The 21,958-nt window shown below is 62.7% G+C and carries 24 protein-coding genes; 5 read left to right on the forward strand and 19 right to left on the reverse strand.

Going from position 1 to position 21,958, the window contains the following annotated elements:
- Nucleotides 1-108 precede the first annotated feature (108 nt).
- The 5 genes from paaZ to AB3N21_RS00655 form a co-directional block, all read right to left on the reverse strand.
- Nucleotides 109-2,139, reverse strand: coding sequence for a phenylacetic acid degradation bifunctional protein PaaZ (gene paaZ, locus AB3N21_RS00635; protein ID WP_367933392.1), 2,031 nt, complete (start codon nt 2,137-2,139; stop codon nt 109-111).
- Nucleotides 2,140-2,276: 137 nt separating this feature from the next.
- Nucleotides 2,277-3,629 carry a TRAP transporter large permease gene (locus AB3N21_RS00640; protein WP_367933393.1) on the reverse strand — a complete coding sequence of 451 codons (1,353 nt, stop codon included), beginning with the start codon at nt 3,627-3,629 and terminating at the stop codon, nt 2,277-2,279.
- Nucleotides 3,626-4,132 (reverse strand): TRAP transporter small permease, encoded by a 507-nt coding sequence (locus AB3N21_RS00645; RefSeq protein WP_171176993.1) that lies wholly within the window; start codon nt 4,130-4,132, stop codon nt 3,626-3,628. The genes AB3N21_RS00640 and AB3N21_RS00645 overlap by 4 nt, the downstream gene beginning before the upstream one ends.
- Before the next feature lie 61 nt (nt 4,133-4,193).
- Nucleotides 4,194-5,213, reverse strand: coding sequence for a TRAP transporter substrate-binding protein (locus tag AB3N21_RS00650; RefSeq protein ID WP_367933394.1), 1,020 nt, complete (start codon nt 5,211-5,213; stop codon nt 4,194-4,196).
- Between the two features lie 70 nt (nt 5,214-5,283).
- On the reverse strand, nt 5,284-7,320 hold the full coding sequence (locus AB3N21_RS00655) for an FAD-dependent oxidoreductase (RefSeq protein ID WP_367933395.1): 2,037 nt from the start codon (nt 7,318-7,320) through the stop codon (nt 5,284-5,286).
- A gap of 106 nt (nt 7,321-7,426) precedes the next feature.
- Between AB3N21_RS00655 and paaG the strand changes: the two genes are divergently transcribed.
- The 5 genes from paaG (at nt 7,427) to AB3N21_RS00680 (ending at nt 10,947) form a co-directional block, all read left to right on the forward strand.
- The gene (gene paaG / locus AB3N21_RS00660) at nt 7,427-8,212 is read left to right on the forward strand and encodes a 2-(1,2-epoxy-1,2-dihydrophenyl)acetyl-CoA isomerase PaaG (RefSeq protein ID WP_367933396.1); all 786 of its coding nucleotides are present in this window, start codon (nt 7,427-7,429) and stop codon (nt 8,210-8,212) included.
- Between the two features lie 2 nt (nt 8,213-8,214).
- Entirely contained in the window at nt 8,215-8,643 is a 429-nt protein-coding gene (paaI, locus tag AB3N21_RS00665; protein ID WP_367933397.1) for a hydroxyphenylacetyl-CoA thioesterase PaaI, read from the forward strand.
- A gap of 15 nt (nt 8,644-8,658) precedes the next feature.
- Nucleotides 8,659-9,969, forward strand: a complete 1,311-nt coding sequence (gene paaK / locus AB3N21_RS00670) for a phenylacetate--CoA ligase PaaK (protein ID WP_367933398.1) — start codon at nt 8,659-8,661, stop codon at nt 9,967-9,969.
- Between the two features lie 3 nt (nt 9,970-9,972).
- Nucleotides 9,973-10,569 carry a TetR/AcrR family transcriptional regulator gene (locus AB3N21_RS00675; protein WP_367933399.1) on the forward strand — a complete coding sequence of 199 codons (597 nt, stop codon included), beginning with the start codon at nt 9,973-9,975 and terminating at the stop codon, nt 10,567-10,569.
- Between the two features lie 90 nt (nt 10,570-10,659).
- Nucleotides 10,660-10,947, forward strand: a complete 288-nt coding sequence (locus AB3N21_RS00680) for a hypothetical protein (protein ID WP_367933400.1) — start codon at nt 10,660-10,662, stop codon at nt 10,945-10,947.
- 132 nt (nt 10,948-11,079) lie between these two features.
- On the opposite strand, the gene AB3N21_RS00685 is transcribed toward AB3N21_RS00680, so the two are convergent.
- From AB3N21_RS00685 to AB3N21_RS00750, 14 genes are all read right to left on the reverse strand, one after another.
- Nucleotides 11,080-11,838 carry a Phenylacetic acid catabolic protein gene (locus AB3N21_RS00685; protein WP_367933401.1) on the reverse strand — a complete coding sequence of 253 codons (759 nt, stop codon included), beginning with the start codon at nt 11,836-11,838 and terminating at the stop codon, nt 11,080-11,082.
- A gap of 13 nt (nt 11,839-11,851) precedes the next feature.
- Entirely contained in the window at nt 11,852-12,925 is a 1,074-nt protein-coding gene (locus AB3N21_RS00690) for a 2Fe-2S iron-sulfur cluster-binding protein (protein WP_367933402.1), read from the reverse strand.
- Between the two features lie 10 nt (nt 12,926-12,935).
- A complete protein-coding gene (gene paaD / locus AB3N21_RS00695; RefSeq protein WP_367933403.1) occupies nt 12,936-13,397 on the reverse strand; it encodes a 1,2-phenylacetyl-CoA epoxidase subunit PaaD in 462 nt (153 codons plus the stop codon).
- 6 nt (nt 13,398-13,403) lie between these two features.
- Nucleotides 13,404-14,174 (reverse strand): 1,2-phenylacetyl-CoA epoxidase subunit PaaC, encoded by a 771-nt coding sequence (gene paaC / locus AB3N21_RS00700; protein ID WP_367933404.1) that lies wholly within the window; start codon nt 14,172-14,174, stop codon nt 13,404-13,406.
- Nucleotides 14,174-14,458, reverse strand: coding sequence for a 1,2-phenylacetyl-CoA epoxidase subunit PaaB (gene paaB / locus AB3N21_RS00705; RefSeq protein ID WP_171176970.1), 285 nt, complete (start codon nt 14,456-14,458; stop codon nt 14,174-14,176). The genes paaC and paaB overlap by 1 nt, the downstream gene beginning before the upstream one ends.
- 83 nt (nt 14,459-14,541) lie before the next feature.
- Nucleotides 14,542-15,549, reverse strand: a complete 1,008-nt coding sequence (gene paaA / locus AB3N21_RS00710; RefSeq protein WP_367933405.1) for a 1,2-phenylacetyl-CoA epoxidase subunit PaaA — start codon at nt 15,547-15,549, stop codon at nt 14,542-14,544.
- A gap of 72 nt (nt 15,550-15,621) precedes the next feature.
- Entirely contained in the window at nt 15,622-16,824 is a 1,203-nt protein-coding gene (gene pcaF, locus AB3N21_RS00715) for a 3-oxoadipyl-CoA thiolase (RefSeq protein WP_367933406.1), read from the reverse strand.
- A 194-nt stretch (nt 16,825-17,018) separates the two neighbouring features.
- On the reverse strand, nt 17,019-17,411 hold the full coding sequence (locus tag AB3N21_RS00720) for a carboxymuconolactone decarboxylase family protein (protein WP_171176964.1): 393 nt from the start codon (nt 17,409-17,411) through the stop codon (nt 17,019-17,021).
- A gap of 30 nt (nt 17,412-17,441) precedes the next feature.
- Nucleotides 17,442-18,182 (reverse strand): sulfotransferase family protein, encoded by a 741-nt coding sequence (locus AB3N21_RS00725; RefSeq protein WP_367933407.1) that lies wholly within the window; start codon nt 18,180-18,182, stop codon nt 17,442-17,444.
- 54 nt (nt 18,183-18,236) lie between these two features.
- Nucleotides 18,237-19,055 carry a hypothetical protein gene (locus tag AB3N21_RS00730; RefSeq protein WP_367933408.1) on the reverse strand — a complete coding sequence of 273 codons (819 nt, stop codon included), beginning with the start codon at nt 19,053-19,055 and terminating at the stop codon, nt 18,237-18,239.
- A gap of 5 nt (nt 19,056-19,060) precedes the next feature.
- On the reverse strand, nt 19,061-19,477 hold the full coding sequence (locus AB3N21_RS00735) for a GFA family protein (protein WP_367933409.1): 417 nt from the start codon (nt 19,475-19,477) through the stop codon (nt 19,061-19,063).
- Nucleotides 19,474-19,989, reverse strand: a complete 516-nt coding sequence (locus tag AB3N21_RS00740) for a hypothetical protein (protein WP_367933410.1) — start codon at nt 19,987-19,989, stop codon at nt 19,474-19,476. Before AB3N21_RS00740 ends, AB3N21_RS00735 begins: the two co-directional genes overlap by 4 nt.
- Entirely contained in the window at nt 19,982-21,073 is a 1,092-nt protein-coding gene (locus tag AB3N21_RS00745) for an aromatic ring-hydroxylating dioxygenase subunit alpha (RefSeq protein ID WP_367933411.1), read from the reverse strand. Before AB3N21_RS00745 ends, AB3N21_RS00740 begins: the two co-directional genes overlap by 8 nt.
- Nucleotides 21,070-21,957 (reverse strand): MurR/RpiR family transcriptional regulator, encoded by an 888-nt coding sequence (locus tag AB3N21_RS00750; RefSeq protein WP_367933412.1) that lies wholly within the window; start codon nt 21,955-21,957, stop codon nt 21,070-21,072. The genes AB3N21_RS00745 and AB3N21_RS00750 overlap by 4 nt, the downstream gene beginning before the upstream one ends.
- Nucleotide 21,958 lies beyond the last annotated feature (1 nt).

Consider the following 21,958-nt stretch of genomic DNA (forward strand, 5'->3'; position numbering starts at 1 on the left):
AACCCAGTCTAAGGCCGTGTGACGGATATGAAAAACAGATTCCTGTGTGAACCCCTTCCCCCGGCCCTCACCCCGAGGGGAGAGGGGCGCCAGCGGATGGGTCGATGCCTAGTAGGCGTTCATGGTCAGCAACTCGTATTCCGCCACCATTTCGTCGTTCTGATTCGTCAGCGTCACGTGCCAGCGCACTTCTCCGTATTCGTCGGTGCGGCGGGTTTTCTTTTTGACCGTCAGGCGGACCTTGATGCTGTCACCGGCGCCGACCGGTTTCATGAAGCGCAGCCCGTCGAGGCCGGTATTGGCCAGCACCGGGCCTTCGTTCGGTTCGACGAAGAGGCCGGCGGCAAAGCTGAGCAACAGGTAACCATGTGCCACGCGGCCGGGGAAGAACGGGTTTCGTTTGGCAGCGTCCTCATCCATATGGGCATAGAATGTGTCGCCGGTGAAATGGGCGAAGTGTTCGATGTCATCCATGGTGACGGTGCGGGGCGCGGTGTGGAGCGTTTCTCCGATCGAAAGCTCACCGAACTTGTGGGTGAAGGGGTGGGCGGGGCCTGTGATCTCAGCCGCACCGGGCACCCATGTCCCGCCGATGCAGGCCAGCATTTCGGGCGAGCCCTGTATGGCGGTGCGCTGCATGTAGTGTTTCACGCCGCGCACGCCGCCCATTTCCTCGCCGCCACCTGCGCGACCCGGACCGCCATGGACCATATGCGGAAGCGGGGAGCCGTGGCCCGTCGATTCCTTCATCGAGTCGCGGTTGTTGATGTAGATCCGCCCGTGATAGGCGCCCGCGCCCAGCACTACCTGCCGCGCGGTGTTCGGGTCGTGGGTGATCAGCGATGTGACCAGTGAGCCCTGCCCGCGATTGGCGAGGACGATGGCGTGATCCAGATCACGGTAGCCCATGATGGTCGAGACCGGGCCGAAGGCTTCGGTGTCATGCACGCGTTGGGCGCTGTCAGGGTCGGCGCAGTGAAACAGTATCGGCGGCACGAAAGCGCCCTTGGCGCTGTCGGCGCCCTGCACGTCGAAATTGTTGGGGTCGCCAAACACCCGCTCGGCCTCCTGCCCGATGATATCGGCCTTGGCCAGCACATCCACCTTTTGCCCGTTCGAGACCAGCGCGCCCATGAGGGTGGTTTCCAGCCGCGGATCGCCGATGACGGTTTTGGCGAGACGGGCGGAAAGCGCTTCGATCACCGCCTCGATCCGCGCTTGCGGCGCGATGATGCGGCGGATGGCCGTGCATTTCTGACCCGCTTTGGTGGTCATTTCGCGGGCGACCTCTTTGACGAAGAGATCGAACTCTGGTGTGCCGGGATCGGCGTCGGGGCCGAGGATCGAGGCGTTCAGGCTGTCCTGTTCGGCCACGAAGCGTACCGAGTTCTGCAGGATCACAGGGCTTTGCCGCAGCTTCAGCGCGGTGTCCGCTGAGCCGGTGAAGCTGACCACATCCTGACAGGTGAGCCGGTCCAGCATGTCGCCCAGACCGCCCGAAACCAGTTGCAACGCGCCTGCGGGCAGGAGGCCGCTGTCGAGCATGATCTTCACCGCCAGTTCGGTGACGTAGCAGCTGTTGGTTGCCGGTTTCACGATGGCCGGAACTCCTGCCAGCAGGGTGGGGGCCAGCTTTTCCAGCATCCCCCAGACCGGGAAATTGAAGGCGTTGATATGCACCGCCACGCCTTGCAGCGGTGTGCAGACATGCTGGCCCAGGAACGTGCCGTTGCGCGACAGCTGCTCGACATCGCCGTCCAGATAGACCTGGCCGTCGGGCATCTCACGACGGCCCTTCGAGGCAAAGACGAACATGGTGCCGATGCCGCCGTCGATGTCGATCAGATGATCGCTCTGGGTGGCGCCGGTGTCGAAACTCAGATCGTAGAGCGCCTGTTTTCGGGAGCCGAGCATCTGGGCCAGCGCCTTGAGCATCTTGGCGCGTTCGTGAAAGGTCATCCGGCGCAGAGCCGGGCCGCCGGTGTTGCGGGCGAAGTCCAGCATGGCCTGTACGTCCAGCGCGTCGTTTCCGGCAGTGGCGATGGGCTCACCGGTGATGGCCGAGGCGATGGTGCGGGCACCAGAGCCGGGCGCGATCCACTTACCGGCGGCAAAGCTGGAAATCTGTTGTAGCGTCATCGGGCTCTCCTGTTCCTGTCACGCCGGTAGCAGCGGCTTTTGTGTTATCATATAATTAACCGAACGATCGGTCAATAAATCTGTATACAAGGTCTGAAAAACAAACGGCCGGAGCGATTGCCCCGGCCGCGAACTGCTTAGTGTCCCAGCGCGCCCATCTGTTGCGGCAAATAAAGCACCACGATGGGCACCAGAACGATCAGGGCCAGCCGGAAGATGTCGGCAACCCAGAACGGGGTTACGCCTCGGAAAATGGTGCCGGTCGAGACATCGCCCACAACCCCCTTGAGAATGAACACGTTCAGGCCCACGGGCGGGGTGATCAGCGAGATCTCGGTCACCACCACCACCACGATGCCGAACCAGATCGGATCGTAGCCCAACGAGGTCACCAGCGGGAAGAAGATCGGCACCGTCAGCAGCAGCATCGACAGCGATTCGAACACACAGCCAAGGATGATGTAGATGCCGAGGATCATCAGGATCACCATGAAAGGCGCGACCTCGTAGGCCGTAACCATGGCGATCAGCGCCTCGGGCAGACCGGCGAGGTTGATGAAGTTAGAAAACACCTGCGCGCCGATCAAAACCGAGAACAGGGCGGCGGCTGTAAAACTGGTTTCCTTCAGCACATCGAAGGTGGAGCCGACGGTCAGCCCACCCCGAAAAAGCGCGATCAGGAAGGCACCAGCGGCACCCATGCCCGCCGCTTCGGTCGGCGAGAAGGTCAGGTTCAGCGGGTGGAAATCGAAGGCACCGTAGAGCCCGCCGATCACCAGAAAGAACAGCAGGAGCACGGCCCAGACCGATCCTAGCGCCTTGAACCGCTCGCCCCAGCCGGAGCGCTCGCCAGCGGGTCCTGCCTCGGGGTTGCGCCACACCGTCCAACGGACGGCAAAGAGGTAGAACAGGATGCCCAGAAGGCCCGGGATGATGCCTGCCATGAACAGTTTGCCGATCGAGGTTTCAGTCAGCAGGCCGTAGATCACCAGGATCACCGAGGGCGGGATCAGGATGCCCAGCGTGCCGCCGGCGGCGATGGAGGCGGTGGACAGTTCGTCCGAATAGCCATAGCGGCGCATCTGCGGCATGGCGACCTTGGACATGGTGGCCGCTGTGGCCAGAGACGAGCCGCAGATGGCTGAGAACCCGCCACAGGCCGCGACCGTTGCCATGGCGATACCGCCGCGCAGGTGGCCGAGAAACGCGTTCGATACGGCATAAAGCTCACGTGCCATGCCGCCCTTGTTCACGAACAACCCCATCAGAATGAAGAGGGGCACCACCGACAGGCCGTAATCCTGTGCGGTGTCGGTGATCTGGCGGCCCACCATCGACATGGCGGCCTTGAGACCGCGTTCCGAGAAAATCGAGCCGCCGCGCTCATAGGCGAACCCCAGCGTACCCACCAGGCCCATTGCAAAGACGATGGGCAGGCGCACCAGCACCAGAACCAGAACAAGGGCAAATCCGATCAGGGCGGCGGTCATTTCGCGGGCTCCGCAAGCAGGCTGGGGGCAAAGAGGTGCAGCAGGCCGGTGATCACCATGGCGAGTGCAGTGACCGCCACCGAGAAGGTAATGAACCAGCCCACCAGATAGGTGGGGATCGAGAGGTACTCGGTGACATCCCCATAGTCACGCGCACGTTCGGCCAGAACCCAGACCCGCTGGATCGGCCAAATGAGCATCACTCCGCTCGCCACATAGATGATCCCGTCCCGCAACCGGCTCAGGCGCAGGCGGTTGAAGATGCCATCGGTCAGGTCCACCGCGATCTGACCATTGGTGACCGAGATGATCGGCAGCACCGAAAACACCAGGATCGCCATCAGGATGCGGGTCAGTTCGGTCGCTGCCTCGATGGGCGAATTGAACACCGACCGCAGGATCACGTCGCAGAACGTCATCACCATCAGGATGAACAGCGCGACACTTGCCACGATGACCGGCAGCGCGCTGGCGCGGCGGATGAGCTGGATGAGGGATGTCATGGGGTTCCTCCCACGGGGCTGGTTGCGGGGCGGCGAACTGGGCCGCCCCGCTGGCGATGGCTTAGTTGGCGGCCATTTCCGACTTGATCATGTCATAGGCGGCTTGGGCGTCGACGCCTGCGTCCGTGACTTCGGCAATGACCTTTTCACGGACATCCGCCGCGATGGTGCCGAATGCCTCAAGGTCCGCGTCCGAGGCCGCGTTGATCGCGTTGCCGTCGGCGCCTTCGGTGGCCTCACGGCCAATGGCGTCGATCTCGTCCCAGATCTTGCCGATCTCGCGGCTCAGCGGCTCACCGAACACCTTCTCGTCCAGCGCGGCCTGAAGGTCGGCGGGCAGGTCGGCAAAGGTGTCCTCGTTCATGATGAAGGCGAAGGAGCCACGATAGAGGCCGCCCGGCATTTCATAGACGTTCTGCGCCACCTCGGTCAGCTTGAAGCCCTTGCGGGATTCGAACGGCATCACGACGCCATCGGCGGCCTTCGAGGCCAGCGTTTCATAGACCTTGGGGGCTGGCACCTGAATACCGGTGGCGCCCAGAGCCGTGCCGACATCACCGCCGACACCGCCGGGGATGCGGACCTTGAGGCCGGAGATCTGGCCCAGATCGGTCACCGAGGCGCTGGAATGCAGCTGTGCCGGGCCATGAGTATGGAGCGCGATCAGCTTGACGCCGCGATGCTCGTTGGCCTCGCTCAGGTATTTCTCATAGGCGCGCCAATAGGCGACCGAGGCAGCTTCGGCCGAGCCTTCGTAGCCGGGCAGTTCGATCAGCTTGGTGGTGACGAAGCGGCCCGGCTGGTAGCCGTGGAAGATGATCGAGGCATCGGCCGCGCCGTCCTGGATCAGGTCCATCTGCGCGGGCGGCGGGGCGATGCCCAGCTTCAGCTCGGCGGTCACTTTGCCGTCGGTGGCCGCTTCGACCATCTCGACGAATTTGGGCCACATCTTGGCGTTGATGCCGTGGGTCGGCGGTGCCCAGCTGGAAATGGTCAGCGTGTAATCCGCCGCCAGCGCCACAGTGCCCGACACGGCCAGCGCCGCTGAGGCCAGAAGGGTGCTCAACTTGGTGAATTTCATGGGTCTGTCTCCTCCCTGAGAAACGTGAGTCAAGAATGCGTTAATGGTCCTTTTTGTAACCATCAACAGGTTAAGGGTTTTCGGGTTGGGCCGCGATGACCCAGGAATCAGGGCTTTCATCAGCGACCATCTGCATGATCTTCTGCGTCTTTTCCCAGCCCGTCTCGGCGGCCAGATGCATCGGCCCGCCGCGCCAGCGTGGAAATCCATAGCCATGGAGCTTCACCATATCCACATCCTCTGCTCGTTCGGCGATTCCCTCCTGCACGATACGGGCGCCTTCGTTGGCGAGCACCGCCAGCAGGCGGTCGGAGATCTCCTGCGCGGTATAGCTGCGTCGGCGGATGCCGCGTTGGGCGGAATAATCCTCGATCAGCCGCTCCACCTCCGGATCACGTTCCGGGCTGCGTGAGCCGTCTTTGTATGTGTACCATCCCTTGCCGGCGTGCTGGCCCAGCCGGTCCATTTCGCACAGCGTGTCGGCGATGCGCTCATAGCGCTCCTTCGGATCACGGGTGGCGGCCTGCCGTTTTCGGTTGGCCCAAGCGATCTGCAGCCCGGTCAGGTCCTGCAACTCGAATGGCCCCATGGTCAGGCCCTGCGCCCGCATGGCGGCATCGACCTCATGCGGCAGGGCACCGTCGGCCAGCAGATACTCGGCCTCGCGCCGATAGGCGGCTAGTATTCGATTGCCGATGAACCCGTCGCAGATGCCCGAGAGGACCGAGACCTTGCGCAGGCGTTTGCCAAGCGCGAAGCCGGTCGCCAGCACTTCGGGCGATGTATCTGGGGCCTGCACGATCTCCAGCAGCTTCATCACATGCGCGGGGCTGAAGAAGTGTAGGCCGAGGCAGCGAGACGGGTTCGGGATGCCGTCGAAGATCAGCGTCGGGTCGAGGTAAGAGGTGTTGGTGGCAAGGATCGCATCCTCGGACATGACTTTGGCCAGTTGGGCGAAGACGGCTTTTTTTACGTCGAGGTCTTCGAACACCGCCTCAATGGCCAGATCGGCCTGTGCCGCGTCAGAATAGCTGCCCGTGGTGACCAGACAAGCCAGCATGTCGGCCTGTTTCGCTTCCGAAATCTTGCCTCGTTTCACGCCGCCCTCAATCAGCCCCGCAACACGGTCTTGGGCGGCTGAGGCGGCCTCGGCATCGCGCTCGATCAGGGTCACGTGCAGACCGCCGGTCAGGCAGGCCATGGCGATGCCCGCACCCATCAGGCCTCCGCCGACGATGGCAACATGATGCAGATCGCGGGGCGTGACCCCCTCAATCGCCTTGGGTTTGCTCACAGCGCGCTCGGCAAAAAACGCATAGCGCAGCGCGTTGCTTTCAGGGGACTGGCGCAGCTCCAGATGGCGGGCGCGTTCCTTGGACTGGCCTTCGGCAAAGGGCAGAGCGGCCCATTGCAGTGCTTCAAGGTTCAAGAGCGGTGATTGTTGCCCTTTCGCGCGCTTTTTCAGGCTTGCCACGGCTGCCGCATTGGCTTCGGGGTCCAGTGCAACGGCCTCGCGGTCCCTTACCTTGGCCGGGCGCGGGGGCAGGTCGGCGGCAAAGGCCCGGGCCGCCACTTTCAGGTCTCCCGAGACCACCTTGTCGATGCCCCCCAACGCCAGCATCCGGTCGGCATCCAAGATCTGGCCCGAACACGCCATGTCGATGGCCGCCTGCATCCCGATCAGGCGCGGCGCCCGCTGGGTGCCGCCGGCGCCGGGGATCAGGCCCACATTGACTTCCGGAAGGCCAAATTTGGTGTCCGGAGTCGCGATCCGCCAGGCGCAGCCCATGGCAATCTCGAACCCGCCGCCCAGTACCGAGCCATGCATCGCCGCCACAAACGGCGTGTCGCTGTCCTCGATCAACTGCACCACATCCGGCAGATGCGGCTCTTCCGCCGGGCGGTCGAACTCGGACATATCACCTCCGGCAACAAAGGTCCGCCCCGCGCAGGTCAGGATCGCAACCCTGGCGCCCTGAACCTCGGCCACGGCTTGCGCCAGCCCGGCCCGCACCGCAGTGGATGTCGCGTTGACCGGCGGGTTGTCGATCTCGACCCACGCGATGTCACCGTCCTGCGTCACCGTTACGACCGGGCTCTGCGCCATGCCTTGCCTTTCTCAATCCGGAGAATCGTCACATTCAAGAAATTTATTGACCAACCGTTCGGTTAATGCAAGATATTTGTCGAAACATCTGCAAAGCGGGGCGGCGATGAGCGATACGATTCTTGCGCAGGACCATGGAAATTGGGTGGAAATCACGCTGAACCGCCCGGATCGTCTGAACAGTTTCACCGACGAGATGCATTACGCCCTGCGCGCCGCGCTTGAGAATGCGCGCGACACCGGCGCCCGTGCGGTGCTGCTGACCGGGGCGGGCAGGGGGTTTTGCGCCGGGCAGGATCTGGGCGACCGCGATCCGTCGAAGATGGATGGCCCAACGGATCTGGGTGAAACGGTGCGCACATTCTACGCGCCGCTGGTGCGCCTGATCCGTTCGCTGAACTTTCCTGTCATCTGCGCGGTAAACGGTGTGGCCGCCGGGGCCGGGGCCAACATCGCTCTGGCCTGTGACATCGTGCTGGCCGCCGAATCCGCCAAGTTCATCCAGTCCTTTTCCAAGGTCGGCCTGATCCCCGACACCGGCGGCAGCTGGCACCTGCCGCGCCTACTGGGCGAGGCCCGCGCCAAGGGGCTCGCCCTGACCGCGCAGCCGCTGTCCGCGAAACAGGCCGAGGACTGGGGCCTGATCTGGAAGGCGCTGCCCAACGATCTACTGATGACTGAGGCCCGCGCGATGGCCGAGCAGTTTGCCAATGGCCCGACGCTGGGTCTGGGCTTGACCAAACAGTCCATTCAGGCGGCGGCGGTCAATACGCTGACGGATCACCTTGAACTCGAGGCGGATGCGATGAAAACCTGCGGTGAAAGCGCGGATTATGCCGAGGGCGTCACCGCCTTCCTCGAAAAACGCGCGCCGAAATTTCAGGGCAGGTGATCATGACACCGAAGGAACGCGCCGAAAAAGCCGCGGCCGCCATGTGGGCGGAGGATAATGCCTCGAAATGGGCGGGGATGGAGATTACCCATATCGACGAGGGCACCGCGACGCTGGAAATGACGGTCGAGGCGCATCACTGCAACGGGCACGGCATCTGCCATGGCGGGGTCAGCTTCATGCTTGCCGACAGCGCCTTTGCCTTTGCCTGCAACAGCCGCAACCAGTCCACGGTTGCCCAGCACAACGTGATCAGCTTCGTCGCGCCTGGGCGGCTCGGCGACCGGCTGACCGCAAACGCCACCGAGCTGAGCCTGACCGGGCGCAGCGGGATTTACGACGTGACAGTCACCAATCAGGACGGCCAAAAGATCGCCGAATTCCGGGGCTTTTCCCGCGCGATCAACGGCACCCTGTTTGACGAGGAATAAGGCGAGGAGGACTCAATGAAGGACCTGACCCCGAACAAAGCCGATCTGGACCCGATCGAGATTGCCTCGATCGACGAGATTCGCGTCCTGCAGCTGGACCGGCTGAAATGGTCGCTGCGCCATGCCTATGACAACGTGCCGATGTACAGGCAGCGCTGTGATGAGGCCGGGGTGCATCCCGACGACCTGCAATCCCTGAGCGATCTGGCGAAATTCCCGTTCACCTACAAGAACGACCTGCGTGACAACTACCCGTTCGGTCTGTTCGCCGTTCCGCGCGAGCAGATCATGCGTCTGCATGCCTCCTCGGGCACCACCGGCAAGCCGACTGTGGTGGGTTATACGGCGGGCGACATCAGCAACTGGGCCGATCTGGTGGCCCGCTCCTTGCGCGCCAGCGGCCTGCGCAGGGGCGACATGATCCACAACGCCTATGGCTACGGCCTGTTCACCGGCGGTCTGGGCGCCCATTACGGGATCGAACGTCTGGGTGCCACCGTGGTGCCCATGAGTGGCGGGCAGACCGAGAAACAAGTGGGCCTGATCACCGATTTCAGGCCCGACGGGATCATGGTGACCCCGTCCTACATGCTCAACATACTCGAGCAGTACCACAAGGTTGGCATGGACCCGCGCGAAAGCTCTCTGTCGGTGGGCGTGTTCGGGGCCGAACCCTGGACCGACGCAATGCGCAAAGAGGTCGAACAGGCCTTCGACATGCACGCCGTGGATATCTACGGCCTCAGCGAGATCATGGGCCCGGGCGTCGCCAACGAATGCGTCGAGACCAAGGACGGCCCGGTGATCTGGGAGGATCATTTCTACCCCGAGATTATCGATCCGCAGACGGGTGAGGTGCTGCCCGATGGCGAGATGGGTGAGCTGGTGTTCACCACGCTCACCAAGGAAGGCCTGCCAATGATCCGCTACCGCACCCGCGACCTGACCCGGCTGCTGCCGGGCACAGCGCGGTCGATGCGGCGGATGGAGAAGATCACCGGCCGTTCTGACGACATGATCATCCTGCGCGGCGTCAACGTCTTCCCCAGCCAGGTCGAGGAACAGGTGATGGCCACCGGTGGCCTGGCCCCGCACTATCAGATCGAGCTTTACAAGGCGGGCCGGATGGACGCGATGCGGGTCTATGTCGAGGCGATGCCGGATGCGGCGGATGAGCTCAGCAAGACCGCCGCCGCCCGCATGTTGACCAAGCGGATCAAGGACATCGTTGGCGTTTCCACCGAGATTGTTGTAGGGGAGCCCGGCGATGTCGAGCGCTCTCAGGGCAAGGCCAAGCGCGTTGTCGACAACCGGGATAAGGAGTGAGGTTTGGCCCGTACGATTGCCAAAGACCATGACCAGAAGCGCGCGCAGATCCTGAAATCCGCCGCGCGCGTCTTTGCCCGCGAAGGGTTCGACCGCGCGTCGATGACCCAGCTTGCGCGCGAGTGCGGGATCTCGAAGGCCAATATCTACCACTATTACGACAGCAAGGATGCGATCCTGTTCGACATCCTCGAGACCTACCTGCGCGAGCTGCGCGACCTGATCTGCGGCATCGAGATGGACGGGCTCAGCGCGGCGGAACGGCTGCACAAGGTGGTGGCCGAGATCCTGCTGGCCTACCAGGGGGTCGATGACGAGCACCGGGTGCAGACCAGCGGCATGTCCGCCCTGCCGGAAGATCAGCAGAAACTGCTGCGCAGCTATCAGCGCGACATGGTGGAGTTCCTCAGTGGCATCATCGCCGAGATTGCGCCGGATGTGTTCCGGGGCGACGCGGTCAAGCTGCGCTCGGCCACAATGTCAGTCTTCGGGATGCTGAACTGGTATTACATGTGGAATTCCGGCGCGGGGTCCGATGCGCGCGAGGAATATGCGCGGATGGTCAGCAACTTGACCCTGCACGGGGTGCCGGGGCTTTAGGCGCCGCAGCTCTCACATTCGGCTGAGCCGGTCGCAATAGGCTTGTCGAGCCGGGTGGCCTTTGGCTTCATGAGGGCAGGGAGGTGTGCGATGCAAAGACCGGAAAGCTTTGAGAAGTTCTATTACACCAAGGTCGGTCTGGGCGAGGCCTGCGGCTGCGCCGAGAAAGTGATCGACGTCTATGAGTTCAACCGAACCGGTGGGACGGTGCTGAGCAGATCACCCCGCAGCACGACCCGCAAACGCATGTCCTTGCGATCTTTCGCCTTGAAATTCGGTTTGATCAGCCGCCCCAAAAACCCGCTGAGACCGCGATCAAAAGCGGCGGGTCACCCGCGCGCTGGTTTCGACGTTCCGCGCCCGCCGCGCGGAGAGTGAGCCGCTGGCGTCACCGTCTTTGGGATGAGATGCCGCCGCGCACGCCTTGGCGTGCGCGGCCCGGCCCAACGGGAGGCCGCGCCGCAGGCGCGGGCGACGGGCGGGAGCCGCCCGGTCTCCGTTTGCGTGTGCTCAGGGCTTTTTGAGGCCGAGATTTTCCAGCAGGCTTCCTGCTTCCGCTTCCCATCGGGTGCGGAGTTCGGTGTTGGAGGATTTACGCAGCCCCATCTCACGCAGGCTGCCTGCTTTTTTGGATGACCCGGTTCCGAAACTGGCCGCCACGCGTGGCCACCAGTAGTCGACCGAGCCTTGCATCCCCGCTGCGTGACCCTCTTCCACCAGCTTGACCGCCCCTTCCAGCGCCAGTTCGCCGTGATGGGCCTCGATGGGCGCAATGGTCCGGAACGCCTCGGCCAGCGGCTGATAGGAGATCATCGAGAACTCGGCCAATTGCACGACGACGGCGCGGCTCATCAGCAGGTTCATCACCACCGCATCGACCCAGCCCTCGATCGGATAGTTGAAGACGGCCAGCCGCATGTCATGCTCGGATCGGGTCGCACCGATATCCGCCGAACGCTCCAGCCGGGCAGTCCAAGGATGGTGGGTCGCGTAGCGTTCGGTGTTGGCGCCGAACTCGCCCATGATACGCAGCACACAGTCGGCATTGTCGGTCTTTTCCAACACGATCTTCGCCGCCGCGATCCGCTCCTTGATGCCGGGCCCCTCGTTGATGATGTCGGCAAAGCCCGCGGCCCCGGCCAGTTCGCTGTCCACGAAGGTTGCCATCAGCTTCATCAACTCGGCCCTATAGCGCGGAGGCACGTTCATGGGATTGGTCAGCACGCCACCGGCGGCCAGATAGCTCTCGATCGTCATGTCTTCGGCCATTGTACCTCTCCCCTTACTGGTCGTAGTCGACGACGATTGTGTCGGTCAGTGGGAAGGCCTGGCAGCTCAGCACATAGCCTTTCTCGACCTCGTAATCCTCAAGCGCATGGTTCGCGACCATCTCGACCTCGCCTTCGATCACCTTGCAGCGGCAGGTCGAGCAGACCCCGGCCTTGCAGGCATAGGGCGCGTCCATGGTGTTTTCCAGCGCGGCGTCGAGGATCGAGAGATCCTTGGGCATGGTGATGGTCTGGGTCGCCCCGTCCAGCGTGATCGCCGCCTTGGTCTGGTTGGCGCTGGTCGCCGCCTCGGCCGAAACCGCCTTGCGTCTGGCGCGGCCCGGCTGGGCACTGGCAAACAGCTCGAACTTGATCTGGCTGTCGTCCAGCCCATGCGCGCGCAGTGCCGCCGCGATGCCCAGCATCATCGGCTCGGGGCCGCAGATGAAGGCCGCATCGGTATTCTCGATGTCGATCCAGTGCTGAAAAAGCTCCGCGCATTTCTCCTGCGTTACCAGTCCGGTGAACAGGTCGATCTCTTGCGCGTCGGTCTCAAGGATATGGATCACGTTCAGGCGGCCCATGTAGAGGTTCTTGAGGTCCTCCAGTTCCTCGCGGAACATGATCGTGTTCACGCCCTTGTTGGCATAGACCAGCGTGAATTGCGACCTGGGCTCACGTGCCAGCGTGGTCTTGAGGATCGACAGGACCGGCGTGATGCCGGACCCTCCGGCAAAACCAAGATAGGATTTCTCGGCCTCCGGATCGATTGGGGTGAAGAAGCCGCCCATCGGCGGCATGGCCTGCATCTTGTCGCCGACCTTCAACTCCTCGTTGGCCCAGGTCGAAAAGGCGCCGCCATCGACCCGCTTGATGCCCACCTGCAGAACGCCATCATCCTTGCCCGCGCAGATCGAATAGGAGCGGCGCAGTTCCTCACCGTCGAAGTTGTGGCGAAAGGTCAGATACTGGCCTTGGGTGAAATCGAATTCCTCGGCCGAGCCGTTCATCGGCTTCAGCGTCACCACGATCGCGTCGCGGATGGTCTTGTGGATGTCGGTGACTTCCAGATCGTGAAAGCGTGCCATCCGGTCCTCCTCAGATGCACTTGAAATAGTCGAAAGGTTCAAGGCAGTCGGTGCAGCGCCAATGCGCCTTGCATGGGGTCGAGCCGAACTGGCTGACCTTTTCCACTGCCGTGCTGCCGCAGCGCGGGCAGCGCTCGGGGCCGCCCGCGGGTTGGGGCGGGGCGATGCCGAATTCCTCGAGCGTCGCGCGGCCCTTGTCGCTCAGCCAGTCCGTCGTCCAGGCGGGCGAGATTCGGGTTTGCAGACGAATGTCCTTGATCCCGTGATTGCGCAGGGCGGTTTCGATATCCCAGCTGATCACCGAGGTCGCCGGGCAGCCCGAGTAGGTGGGCGTCACGGTAACCGTCAGCGTATCCTCATCCCACGCGATATCCCGCACGATGCCGAGATCGACGACCGAGATCACCGGGATCTCGGGGTCGGGAACGGCGTCGAGCCAGTCCCAGACCTGTTTGATCGAGGCGCGCGTCATCGGATCTTACCAGCTTGCGCCGGGATAGGCGCGCTGCAGCCACTGCATGCTTGTCAGCAGATGGCCCAGATGCTCGGTATGCATCCGCCCGTCGCGCCCGCCCTTGTGGGCAAAGCGGCTTTCCGGGATCGTCAGCGTTGCTTCGCCCAGCACGCGGCCCACCAGCGCGTCATATTCCTCGCGCAGGCCCGCCGGGTCGGGAGCGATCCCGGCTGCTGCCATCTCGGCATCCACCGCATCGCTGGCGAACATCTCGCCGACATACGGCCAGAGATAGTCCAGCGCCTCCTGCATCCGGGCATGGCTCTCCTCGGTGCCGTCGCCCAGACCGACAACGGTGTCGCCTGAGCGTTCCAGGTGGTAGGAAACCTCCTTGCTGGCCTTCTCGGCGATGGCGGCAACGCGGTCATCCGAAGATGTCATCAGCCGTCCCAGCATGATCGATTGCCATGCGTCGAACAGGAACTGGCGCATCAGAGTGCGGCCGAAATCGCCGTTGGGCACCTCGACCATCAGCACATTGCGAAAATCCCAGGCGTCGCGGAGAAAGGCGAGATCGTCGGCGCTCTTGCCGCCCTCGATCTCACCCGCAAGCCCCAGCCACATCTGGGTCTGGCCGATCAGATCCAGCGCGGTGTTGGCCAGCGCAATGTCCTCTTCCAGCACCGGCGCGTGGCCGCACCATTCGCTGACCCGGTGGCCAAGGATCAGGGTGTTGTCCCCCATCCGCAGCAGGAATTGCAGGAACGCTTCATCGCGTGTGATCGGGGCGGTCATCACATCGCCCCCACTTCGTCGGGAATGTCAAAGAACGTCGGATGACGGTAGATCTTGGATTCCGACGGCTCGAACAGCGGGCCCTTGTCGCCCGGCGCGGTGGCGCTGATATGCTTTGCCTCAACTACCCAGATCGACACGCCCTCGTTGCGGCGGGTATAGACGTCGCGGGCGTTCTTGATCGCCATCTCGGCGTCAGGCGCATGCAGCGAGCCCACGTGGCGGTGGCTCATGCCATGCTGGCCGCGGATGAAGATTTCCCACAGGGGCCATTCGTTTTTCATCGCTCAGTTCTCCTCCTGGCTGGGCGCGGGTTCTGATTCCGGTGGCAAAAACCGGCAGCTTCGCGCAGCGGATCGTCCATGTTTTACTCGGCTGCCACTTTGGCGGCGGCGGATTTGCGGGCCTTTCTCTTCTCGGCATGGGCCAGCAACCCGTCGCGCACCCATTTGCCGTCATCCCAGGCCTTATTGCGGTCGGCGAGGCGGTCCACGTTGCACGGGCCATTGCCCTTGATCACGTCGAAGAATTCGGACCAATCCGGCTCGCTGAAATCGTAGTGCCCCCGCTGTTCGTTCCACTTCAGCTCAGGATCGGGGATGGTCAGGCCCAGATACTCGGCCTGCGGCACGGTCTGATCGACGAATTTCTGACGCAGCTCGTCATTGGTGTTGATCTTGATCTTCCACGCCATCGACTGCGCCGAATGCACCGACTCCTTGTCCGAAGGTCCGAACATCATCAGCGACGGATACCAGAACCGGTTCAGCGCATCCTGCGCCATCTTGCGCTGCTCGGGCGTGCCCTCGGCCATCTTGCGGATCGCGTCATAGCCCTGACGCTGGTGAAAGCTCTCTTCTTTGCAGATGCGGATCATCGCGCGCGAATAAGGGCCATAGGATGTCCGCTGCAACGGCACCTGGTTCATGATCGCCGCACCATCGACCAGCCATCCCACGGCGCCGATATCGGCCCAGTTCAGCGTCGGATAGTTGAAGATCGACGAGTATTTCATGCGGCCGTCCAGCAGCATCTCGGTGATCTCGTCGCGGCTGACACCCAGTGTTTCGGCAGCACAGTAGAGATACAGGCCATGCCCCGCCTCGTCCTGTACCTTGGCCAGCAGGATCGCCTTGCGTTCCAATGTGGGCGCGCGGGTGATCCAGTTGCCTTCGGGCAGCTGCCCCACGATCTCGGAATGCGCGTGCTGTCCGATCTGACGGATCAGCGTGGCGCGATAGTCATCGGGCATCCAGTCGCGCGGCTCGATCTTGATATCGGCGTCGATCTTGTCCTGAAACGCGCGTTCCTGGTCGGTCATTTCCTCGCGGGATTTGACGCCGGTTCCTGCTGTCTTGATCATCTGAGCGTACATATCGGGTCTCCTCCCATTTTGACGCCGCGCGGCGGAAACCGAAAAACCGGTTTCCACGTTTTGGGCCGCGCTCTACACGCGTTCGAGAATAAGTGCGGCCCCCTGGCCCACGCCAACGCACATGGTGCACAGCGCATAGCGCCCGCCGGTGCGTTTCAACTGATAGGCGGCGGTCATCACCAGTCGCGCGCCGGACATGCCCAGCGGGTGGCCGATCGCGATGGCGCCCCCGTTGGGATTAACATGGGGTGCATCATCGGCCACGCCAAGCGCGCGCAGAGTCGCAAGGCCCTGCGACGCAAAGGCTTCGTTCAATTCTATCACATCCATCTGGTCGATGCTGAGACCTGCGCGGGCCAAAACCTTGTGGCTGGCGGGCACCGGTCCGATGCCCATCACCCGCGGCTCGACCCCGGCCACCGCCATGCCCACCACACGAGCCATCGGGGTCAGGTTGTTCTGTGCCGCCGCCGCCGCATTCGCCAGCAGGATCGCCGCCGCGCCGTCATTCACGCCCGAGGCATTGCCCGCCGTCACCGTTTTGTCCGGCCCGTTGACACCCTTGAGGCCCGAGAGCTTTTCGGCGCTGGTGCCGGGGCGGGGATGTTCGTCGGTGTCCACTACAATGGGCTCACCCTTGCGCTGCGGGATGGTGACTGGCGTGATTTCGTCGGCAAATACGCCCGCCTCATGTGCTGCCGCCCAACGGGCCTGCGACCGGGCGGCGAACGCGTCCTGATCGGCGCGGCTGATCTGATAATCCTCGGCCACGTTGTCGGCGGTCTGCGGCATCGAGTCGGTGCCGTACATCTCGTGCATCTTCTTGTTCACAAAGCGCCAGCCGATGGTGGTGTCATAAACCGCGTTCGCGCGGGTAAAGGCGCTGGTCGCTTTGGGCATCACGAAAGGTGCCCGCGACATGCTCTCGACGCCGCCAGCGACGGCCATGTCGTAGTCACCCGCCTTGATCGCGCGGGCGGCCATGCCCACCGCATCCATCCCGCTGGCGCACAGCCGGTTGATTGTGGTGCCTGGGACTTCGACCGGCAGGCCAGCCAGCAGGGCGGCCATGCGCGCCACATTGCGGTTGCTCTCCCCGGCCTGATTGGCATCGCCATAGATTACGTCATCGACACTGGCCCAATCGACGTCCGGGTTACGCTCCTTCAGGGCCGCCAGCGGCATTGCTGCCAGATCGTCCGTGCGCACCTGAGAAAGGGCTCCGCCATAGCGCCCGATGGGCGTGCGTTGAGCGTCGCAGATGAAAGCGTCCATGCGTCAGAAACTCCGGTCTTGCGTAGGGCGTCATTAAGTGACCGCTTGGTCGGGTAATACGCTGGAATGCGATTCGCGGCAAGACAAAATGTAACGGAATTTTCCGATGGCGATTTTTTTCGTAACATGTCATGAGGCGCCAAAAGAAAAGCCCGCCACGAGGGCGGGCCTTCAAAACATCCTTCGGCATGGCCTCAAAGCTGTCCGGCTTCTGCCAGAACCTTGCGGGCCACCCGGAAACATTCCAGTGCCTGCGGGACGCCGCAATAGATGCCGACCACATGGACGATGGCGCGGATCTCTTCCTTTGAGACGCCGTTGTTCAGCGCGCCGCGGCAGTGGATTTCCCATTCGTGCATCTTGCCGAGTGCGCCGATCATGGCGAGGTTCATCATCGAGCGGGTCTTGGGCTCGATCACATCGTCGCCCCAGCCAAAGCCCCAGCACCAGGCGGTCATCGCCTCCTGAAAGGGGCGGGTGAAATCGTCGGCGGCGGCCAGGTTTTTCTCAACATATTCAGCGCCCAACGTGCCTTTGCGCTGCTCCAGACCTTTCAGAAAAAGGTCTTCGTCAAATGTGTCTGCCATGTTTTGTCTCCGGTTTGGTCGTGGTGGAAATCACGGCTGGATGCGGTGTTTATAGAGGTGATCGTAGTGCGGCTTCATCCGGCGATACACCTGTTTGACCCGGTCGGGCGCATCTTCGATCGAGATATGTCTGCGCGGCTGCGGCACCAGTCCGGTGGACTTCGCGAGATTGCCGTGAAACGAGCCGCCGTCCCACCAGCTATGGGCGGAAGGGTCACCGCCGGCCTGCCATGTCAGCGCCTCTTCGATGAAGGGTATGTCCATGGAATCGCAGAATTTTCTGGTCATGGCATGGGGGTCTTCCAGCAGGTCGTCGCTGTCGATCACCGGGGGCGGGGCGCCGTTCAGAGCGGTCAGCAGATCGAACAGGGCGCGCTGTTCGGGGAAGCCGACCTCGCCTTCGGCGAAATCCGGCCATTGCTTGTACATCGAGGTTATCGTCTTGGCCGGGTCCCGGATCAGGAAGGCGTGGGTAAAGTTCGACAGAAACTCTGTGTCCCACATGTGGTTGATATAATGAGGAAAATCCTTGAGGAACACGGCCCCCTTGTGGGCACGTTGCTGGATGTCGTCCCAGACGCTTTCCAGGGTCAGGCCGGGGGTCGTTTTCTCGCCGGGCTGAAACCGATGCCAGAGCGGTTCCTCGCCCTGATACCATGCCTCGCCGAACGGTTCGTGCAGACAGTCCAGATCGCCGCGCTGGCGCATCATCCATTCAAAGGCGGTCGAGGTTGAGCGGGGCATAGCCCACAGGGCAAGGATTTTGTGCATTTTGTACCGGCTCCCGGATGCGAAGTGTTCGACTTGTACACGCTTTTTCGGTGACTAGAGCCGCCTCAAAAGCTGCCCATGTGGTGTCTCGGGCGCGATGCCGAGCGATTTGAAGATGCGCCAGTAGAGCGCGATGTCATGGCCGATCACCGGTTTGCCAAGCGCGGTCTCGAGATCGTCGGCCAGATGCAACGGGCGTTGCGGTAACCCGTCGGGACCCGTGCGGAAGTTGCACATTCCGTTAATCAGGATCGCGTCGGCCTGAGGGGCTTGCTCGGCGACATATTCGAAACTCTTCATTGCCAGATCGCCGTCGAAAACCCAGCGGTATGCGTTGACCTCTTCCTGACTGGCGAACCAGCCCTGATCGTGAAAGTTGCCCGCCCAGAGGACGTCGAATCCGGCCTCGCGCAGAAAGCCCACCGTGCCCTGCCACCAGTCCGGCCAGTGATAGGCGGCGTTGAGCGCGACCTTCTCGACATTCATCTCGCGCAGCGCCTCGACCATCGCATAGCCAGCCATGTGAAAGCGGATGCCGTACTTGTCGGAGAGGTCTTCGCAATGCTGCCGGACGCCCTCGACCCCTAGACCGCAGGCATGCACCCAGTTTGAGCCGACCTGTCCGCAGACATCGACGCCGTTGCGAGACATGCAATGGACGAAATCATCAAGCATGCCGAAGTTCTGTTTGCGCTGGTCCAGCCCGTGCACATAGTCGGGCACGTGCAGCATCCAGCCGTGCACGCCGACGGTCTCGGGGCACATGCGCAGGAAGTCCGATGGTGCGGCGTCAAAGTCGAAAGGTGGAGATGTAAAACCCACCTGATGCGGGAACAGTTTGTGTTCGGGTTGCCACTCACCGGGCATCAGCATGGGTTCTACTCCTGATCGGCGGGCTCGGCCTGAAAGCTCTGGTGTTTGGGAATGTCATCGGCCAGATGCAGCCAGGGAACGGCGCTGGCCATGACGACATGGGCGTCGGGGGTGTAGCCGGTGGCGTCGGTCAACGTTGCCGCATGGATGTGGATCTCTCCGGGCCATTTGTCGGAGCGGAAATAGAGGCGCGTGCCGCATTTCGGGCAGAACCCGCGATGGGTGCCGGGCGAGCTTTCATAGTGATTGATCTCGCCCGTCCATTCGACGGTTTCCGGGGGTAGGCCCACGAACGTCGTGAACGGGGATGAGGTGGCTTTCTGGCAGTCGCCGCAATGGCAGGACAGGCGGCGGGTGATCCGGCCGGATGAGGACCAGTTGACCGCGCCGCACATGCATTGGCCGACAAGCGTTTCCGTCATTCCCACCCTCCGGTGTGGTAGTGAATTTTCTGCAAAACGGGTCGTCCGTCGACTATCCGCCCCGCAACGAAGCGTTCATCTCCCGGCGCGAGCTTCACACCTGAATTGCAGCTGTCCACCATTAGTTTCTGCACGGATGTCGTCACGTCCAGTTTGCCCCGGAATAATTCAACCACCTCAAATTCGATCGTTGGCCAGCTGATCAGCTGACGGCCTTGATGTGTTGTGCCATCGGAAAGTTTGTATTCGACGGATTCCCACATCGTTGGTTCAAAGGATTTCACCCTGATTTTTGCGGCAAATTCCTTTTCCAGTAGTTCTTCGGAGAGTTTGGTCCAAAAGAAGTAAGAGCCCATTTCTGGCGTATAACAGGCCGATGTTGGAAGCGATGTCAGACACAGACCTGCAAGCGAGAGCAGGGATTTGCGTATCCAATCCCGTGCGGCTGCAATCGGGTGGCGGGCTGAAGCCCGCCCTACGGGTTTGGTGTATGTGGTGCGGAAGTCAGCCATCCACGGCCTCGCGCATCCATTGTTGCAGGCGGGCGATGGAATGTTCCGACATCACGCCGCAGCCGGGGTCGAGGACCAGCGGGCCGGGGCGGTAGCCGCGGGATTTGAGGCCGCGGTGGACGGATTCGACCAGGCGGATGTCTTCCTCGACCGTGGTTTCGCGGTCCTGCACGGCCAGTTGCCGGATCACCGCGCTTTCCGAGCCACCCTCGGTGTACCAGCCGCGCCAGACGGTGCAGTGATCGGCGTCGCCCGCGCGCCAGTGATAGGTGTTCAGCACGTTGCCCGGGTAGCACTGGAACGAGAACATCGGCCACAGGAACCACGACTGGTAGTCGCCCGCATGGGGCACCGACAGGTCGATGGGGTAGGTCATCTTGTCGAGGCTCTGGCATTCGGTCGTGTGACGCAGCACATAGCCGCCGCCGGCGTCGGGCTGGATGTCATAGGTCTCGGGCTTGACCACGCCTTCGGCGAAGGTCGGGTGGTTGGTCGGGCAGTGGTAGCATTCCGAGTAGTTCTCGATGCTGACCTTCCAGTTGCAGGTTTCCGGGATCTCGACCCATTCCAGCGGCTCCAGATCGTCGATATGCGGGACGAAGGCGCGGAGTTCCTGGCGCACGCCGGGGAACCAGTTGTCCATCGGGGCGGCGTCATCGTCGAGATTGACGAAGATGAAGCCGTTGAAGACCTCGGTGCGGACCGGGGTCAGGCAGATGGCGCTGCGGTCGAACCCGGGGACGGATTTGATGTTGGGCCCGGCGCGCAGCTGGCCGGAGAGCTCATAGGTCCAGGCGTGGTAGGGGCAGACGACGACGCGGGTGTTGCCGGCGCCGGTGACCATCTCGTGGGCGCGGTGCTGGCAGACATTGTAGAAGGTGCGAATCTCGCCATCGCGGCCGCGGATGCAGAAGAGGTTCTGGCCAGCGATCTCAAAGGCGAAATAGTCGCCGGTTTCCCGGACCTGCGCGATGTGGCCTGCGAACTGCCATGTGCGGGCCAGAAGTCCCCGCATCTCCTGTGCGAAGATTGCGGGGTCGGTGTAGTAGCGGGCGTCCAGCGAGTGAGTCAGGGGCGCGTTCATTGGGGTTCCTCGGCATAGAGGCCAAGCTGGTGGCGGCGGCGGTGGAAACGCTCGACCCGATCGACGATCTCGTCGCTGGAGACGGCGATCACGAAGGAGAGCAGCGTTTCCAGCAGGGCGATGGTCGAGACGGATGAGGGGAAGAATTGCGGTGTATCGGCGGCAACGACAAAGCCGTGATGGGCGGTCAGGATGATCGGGCTGGCCGGGCTGTCGGAGATGCCGACCACCGTCAGCCCCTGCTCGCGGGCCAGCTTGACGGCCTCGATCACCTCGGTGCGGTAGGGCTTGCAGGTCATCGCGATCAGCACGTCCTGCTCGCCGGCCCAGGCCAGGTCGTCCACCGGGGTCGAGCCGGGGCGGGGAATGGCGTGGAACTGTTTCATGCCGGTCGAGGCGAGGTAGGTGAAGTTCCGGGCGTTCGAATTGTTGACGCCCACGCCCAGCGTGTAGACCTGCCGCGAGTTCCAGATGTCCTCGGCAGCGGCCTTCAGGCGCGTGGCGTCGATCCCGGCGAAGGTATCCTCGATATTGCGGATCGCGGCGCCGACCATGTCGGCGTAGAGCCCGCCCAGTTCGCCGGATTTGCCGATGTTCTGCAGCCAGCGGGCGCGGTCGGGAAACGACACGGTGCCGCGGCGAATCGCATCGCGGAAGGGGGCGCGGAAATCCTCGTAGCCGTCAAACCCCACCTGCCGGGCCATGCGCACGAAGGTGTTGGGCTTGACCTTGGCGGCCTCGGCAATCTCGCGCACCGTTGAAACCCCAACATCTGTGGGGTTTTCCAGCACGTAACGCGCGGCCTTCTGCGCCTCGGGCGTGAGGGCGTCCCATTCTTCGGTGAGGCGGTCGAGGACGGTTGATGATACATTTGTGTCATTCATG

The sequence above is a fragment of the Ruegeria sp. genome (assembly GCF_040830605.1).
GTDB lineage: Bacteria > Pseudomonadota > Alphaproteobacteria > Rhodobacterales > Rhodobacteraceae > Ruegeria.

Excerpts from the sequence above, each read along its gene's own strand:
- paaA (WP_367933405.1), bottom strand. The coding sequence starts at position 15,549 with ATGTACGCTCAGATGATCAAGACAGCAGGAACCGGCGTCAAATCCCGC.
- paaG (WP_367933396.1), top strand. The coding sequence starts at position 7,427 with ATGAGCGATACGATTCTTGCGCAGGACCATGGAAATTGGGTGGAAATC.
- paaK (WP_367933398.1), top strand. The coding sequence starts at position 8,659 with ATGAAGGACCTGACCCCGAACAAAGCCGATCTGGACCCGATCGAGATT.
- paaZ (WP_367933392.1), bottom strand. The coding sequence starts at position 2,139 with ATGACGCTACAACAGATTTCCAGCTTTGCCGCCGGTAAGTGGATCGCG.
- AB3N21_RS00655 (WP_367933395.1), bottom strand. The coding sequence starts at position 7,320 with ATGGCGCAGAGCCCGGTCGTAACGGTGACGCAGGACGGTGACATCGCG.
- AB3N21_RS00725 (WP_367933407.1), bottom strand. The coding sequence starts at position 18,182 with ATGCACAAAATCCTTGCCCTGTGGGCTATGCCCCGCTCAACCTCGACC.
- AB3N21_RS00745 (WP_367933411.1), bottom strand. The coding sequence starts at position 21,073 with ATGAACGCGCCCCTGACTCACTCGCTGGACGCCCGCTACTACACCGAC.
- AB3N21_RS00640 (WP_367933393.1), bottom strand. The coding sequence starts at position 3,629 with ATGACCGCCGCCCTGATCGGATTTGCCCTTGTTCTGGTTCTGGTGCTG.
- AB3N21_RS00690 (WP_367933402.1), bottom strand. The coding sequence starts at position 12,925 with ATGGCACGCTTTCACGATCTGGAAGTCACCGACATCCACAAGACCATC.
- AB3N21_RS00685 (WP_367933401.1), bottom strand. The coding sequence starts at position 11,838 with ATGGCCGAAGACATGACGATCGAGAGCTATCTGGCCGCCGGTGGCGTG.
- AB3N21_RS00720 (WP_171176964.1), bottom strand. The coding sequence starts at position 17,411 with ATGGCAGACACATTTGACGAAGACCTTTTTCTGAAAGGTCTGGAGCAG.
- AB3N21_RS00645 (WP_171176993.1), bottom strand. The coding sequence starts at position 4,132 with ATGACATCCCTCATCCAGCTCATCCGCCGCGCCAGCGCGCTGCCGGTC.
- pcaF (WP_367933406.1), bottom strand. The coding sequence starts at position 16,824 with ATGGACGCTTTCATCTGCGACGCTCAACGCACGCCCATCGGGCGCTAT.
- paaD (WP_367933403.1), bottom strand. The coding sequence starts at position 13,397 with ATGACGCGCGCCTCGATCAAACAGGTCTGGGACTGGCTCGACGCCGTT.
- AB3N21_RS00730 (WP_367933408.1), bottom strand. The coding sequence starts at position 19,055 with ATGCTGATGCCCGGTGAGTGGCAACCCGAACACAAACTGTTCCCGCAT.
- AB3N21_RS00735 (WP_367933409.1), bottom strand. The coding sequence starts at position 19,477 with ATGACGGAAACGCTTGTCGGCCAATGCATGTGCGGCGCGGTCAACTGG.
- AB3N21_RS00680 (WP_367933400.1), top strand. The coding sequence starts at position 10,660 with ATGCAAAGACCGGAAAGCTTTGAGAAGTTCTATTACACCAAGGTCGGT.
- paaC (WP_367933404.1), bottom strand. The coding sequence starts at position 14,174 with ATGACCGCCCCGATCACACGCGATGAAGCGTTCCTGCAATTCCTGCTG.
- AB3N21_RS00650 (WP_367933394.1), bottom strand. The coding sequence starts at position 5,213 with ATGAAATTCACCAAGTTGAGCACCCTTCTGGCCTCAGCGGCGCTGGCC.
- paaB (WP_171176970.1), bottom strand. The coding sequence starts at position 14,458 with ATGAAAAACGAATGGCCCCTGTGGGAAATCTTCATCCGCGGCCAGCAT.
- AB3N21_RS00750 (WP_367933412.1), bottom strand. The coding sequence starts at position 21,957 with ATGAATGACACAAATGTATCATCAACCGTCCTCGACCGCCTCACCGAA.
- AB3N21_RS00740 (WP_367933410.1), bottom strand. The coding sequence starts at position 19,989 with ATGGCTGACTTCCGCACCACATACACCAAACCCGTAGGGCGGGCTTCA.
- paaI (WP_367933397.1), top strand. The coding sequence starts at position 8,215 with ATGACACCGAAGGAACGCGCCGAAAAAGCCGCGGCCGCCATGTGGGCG.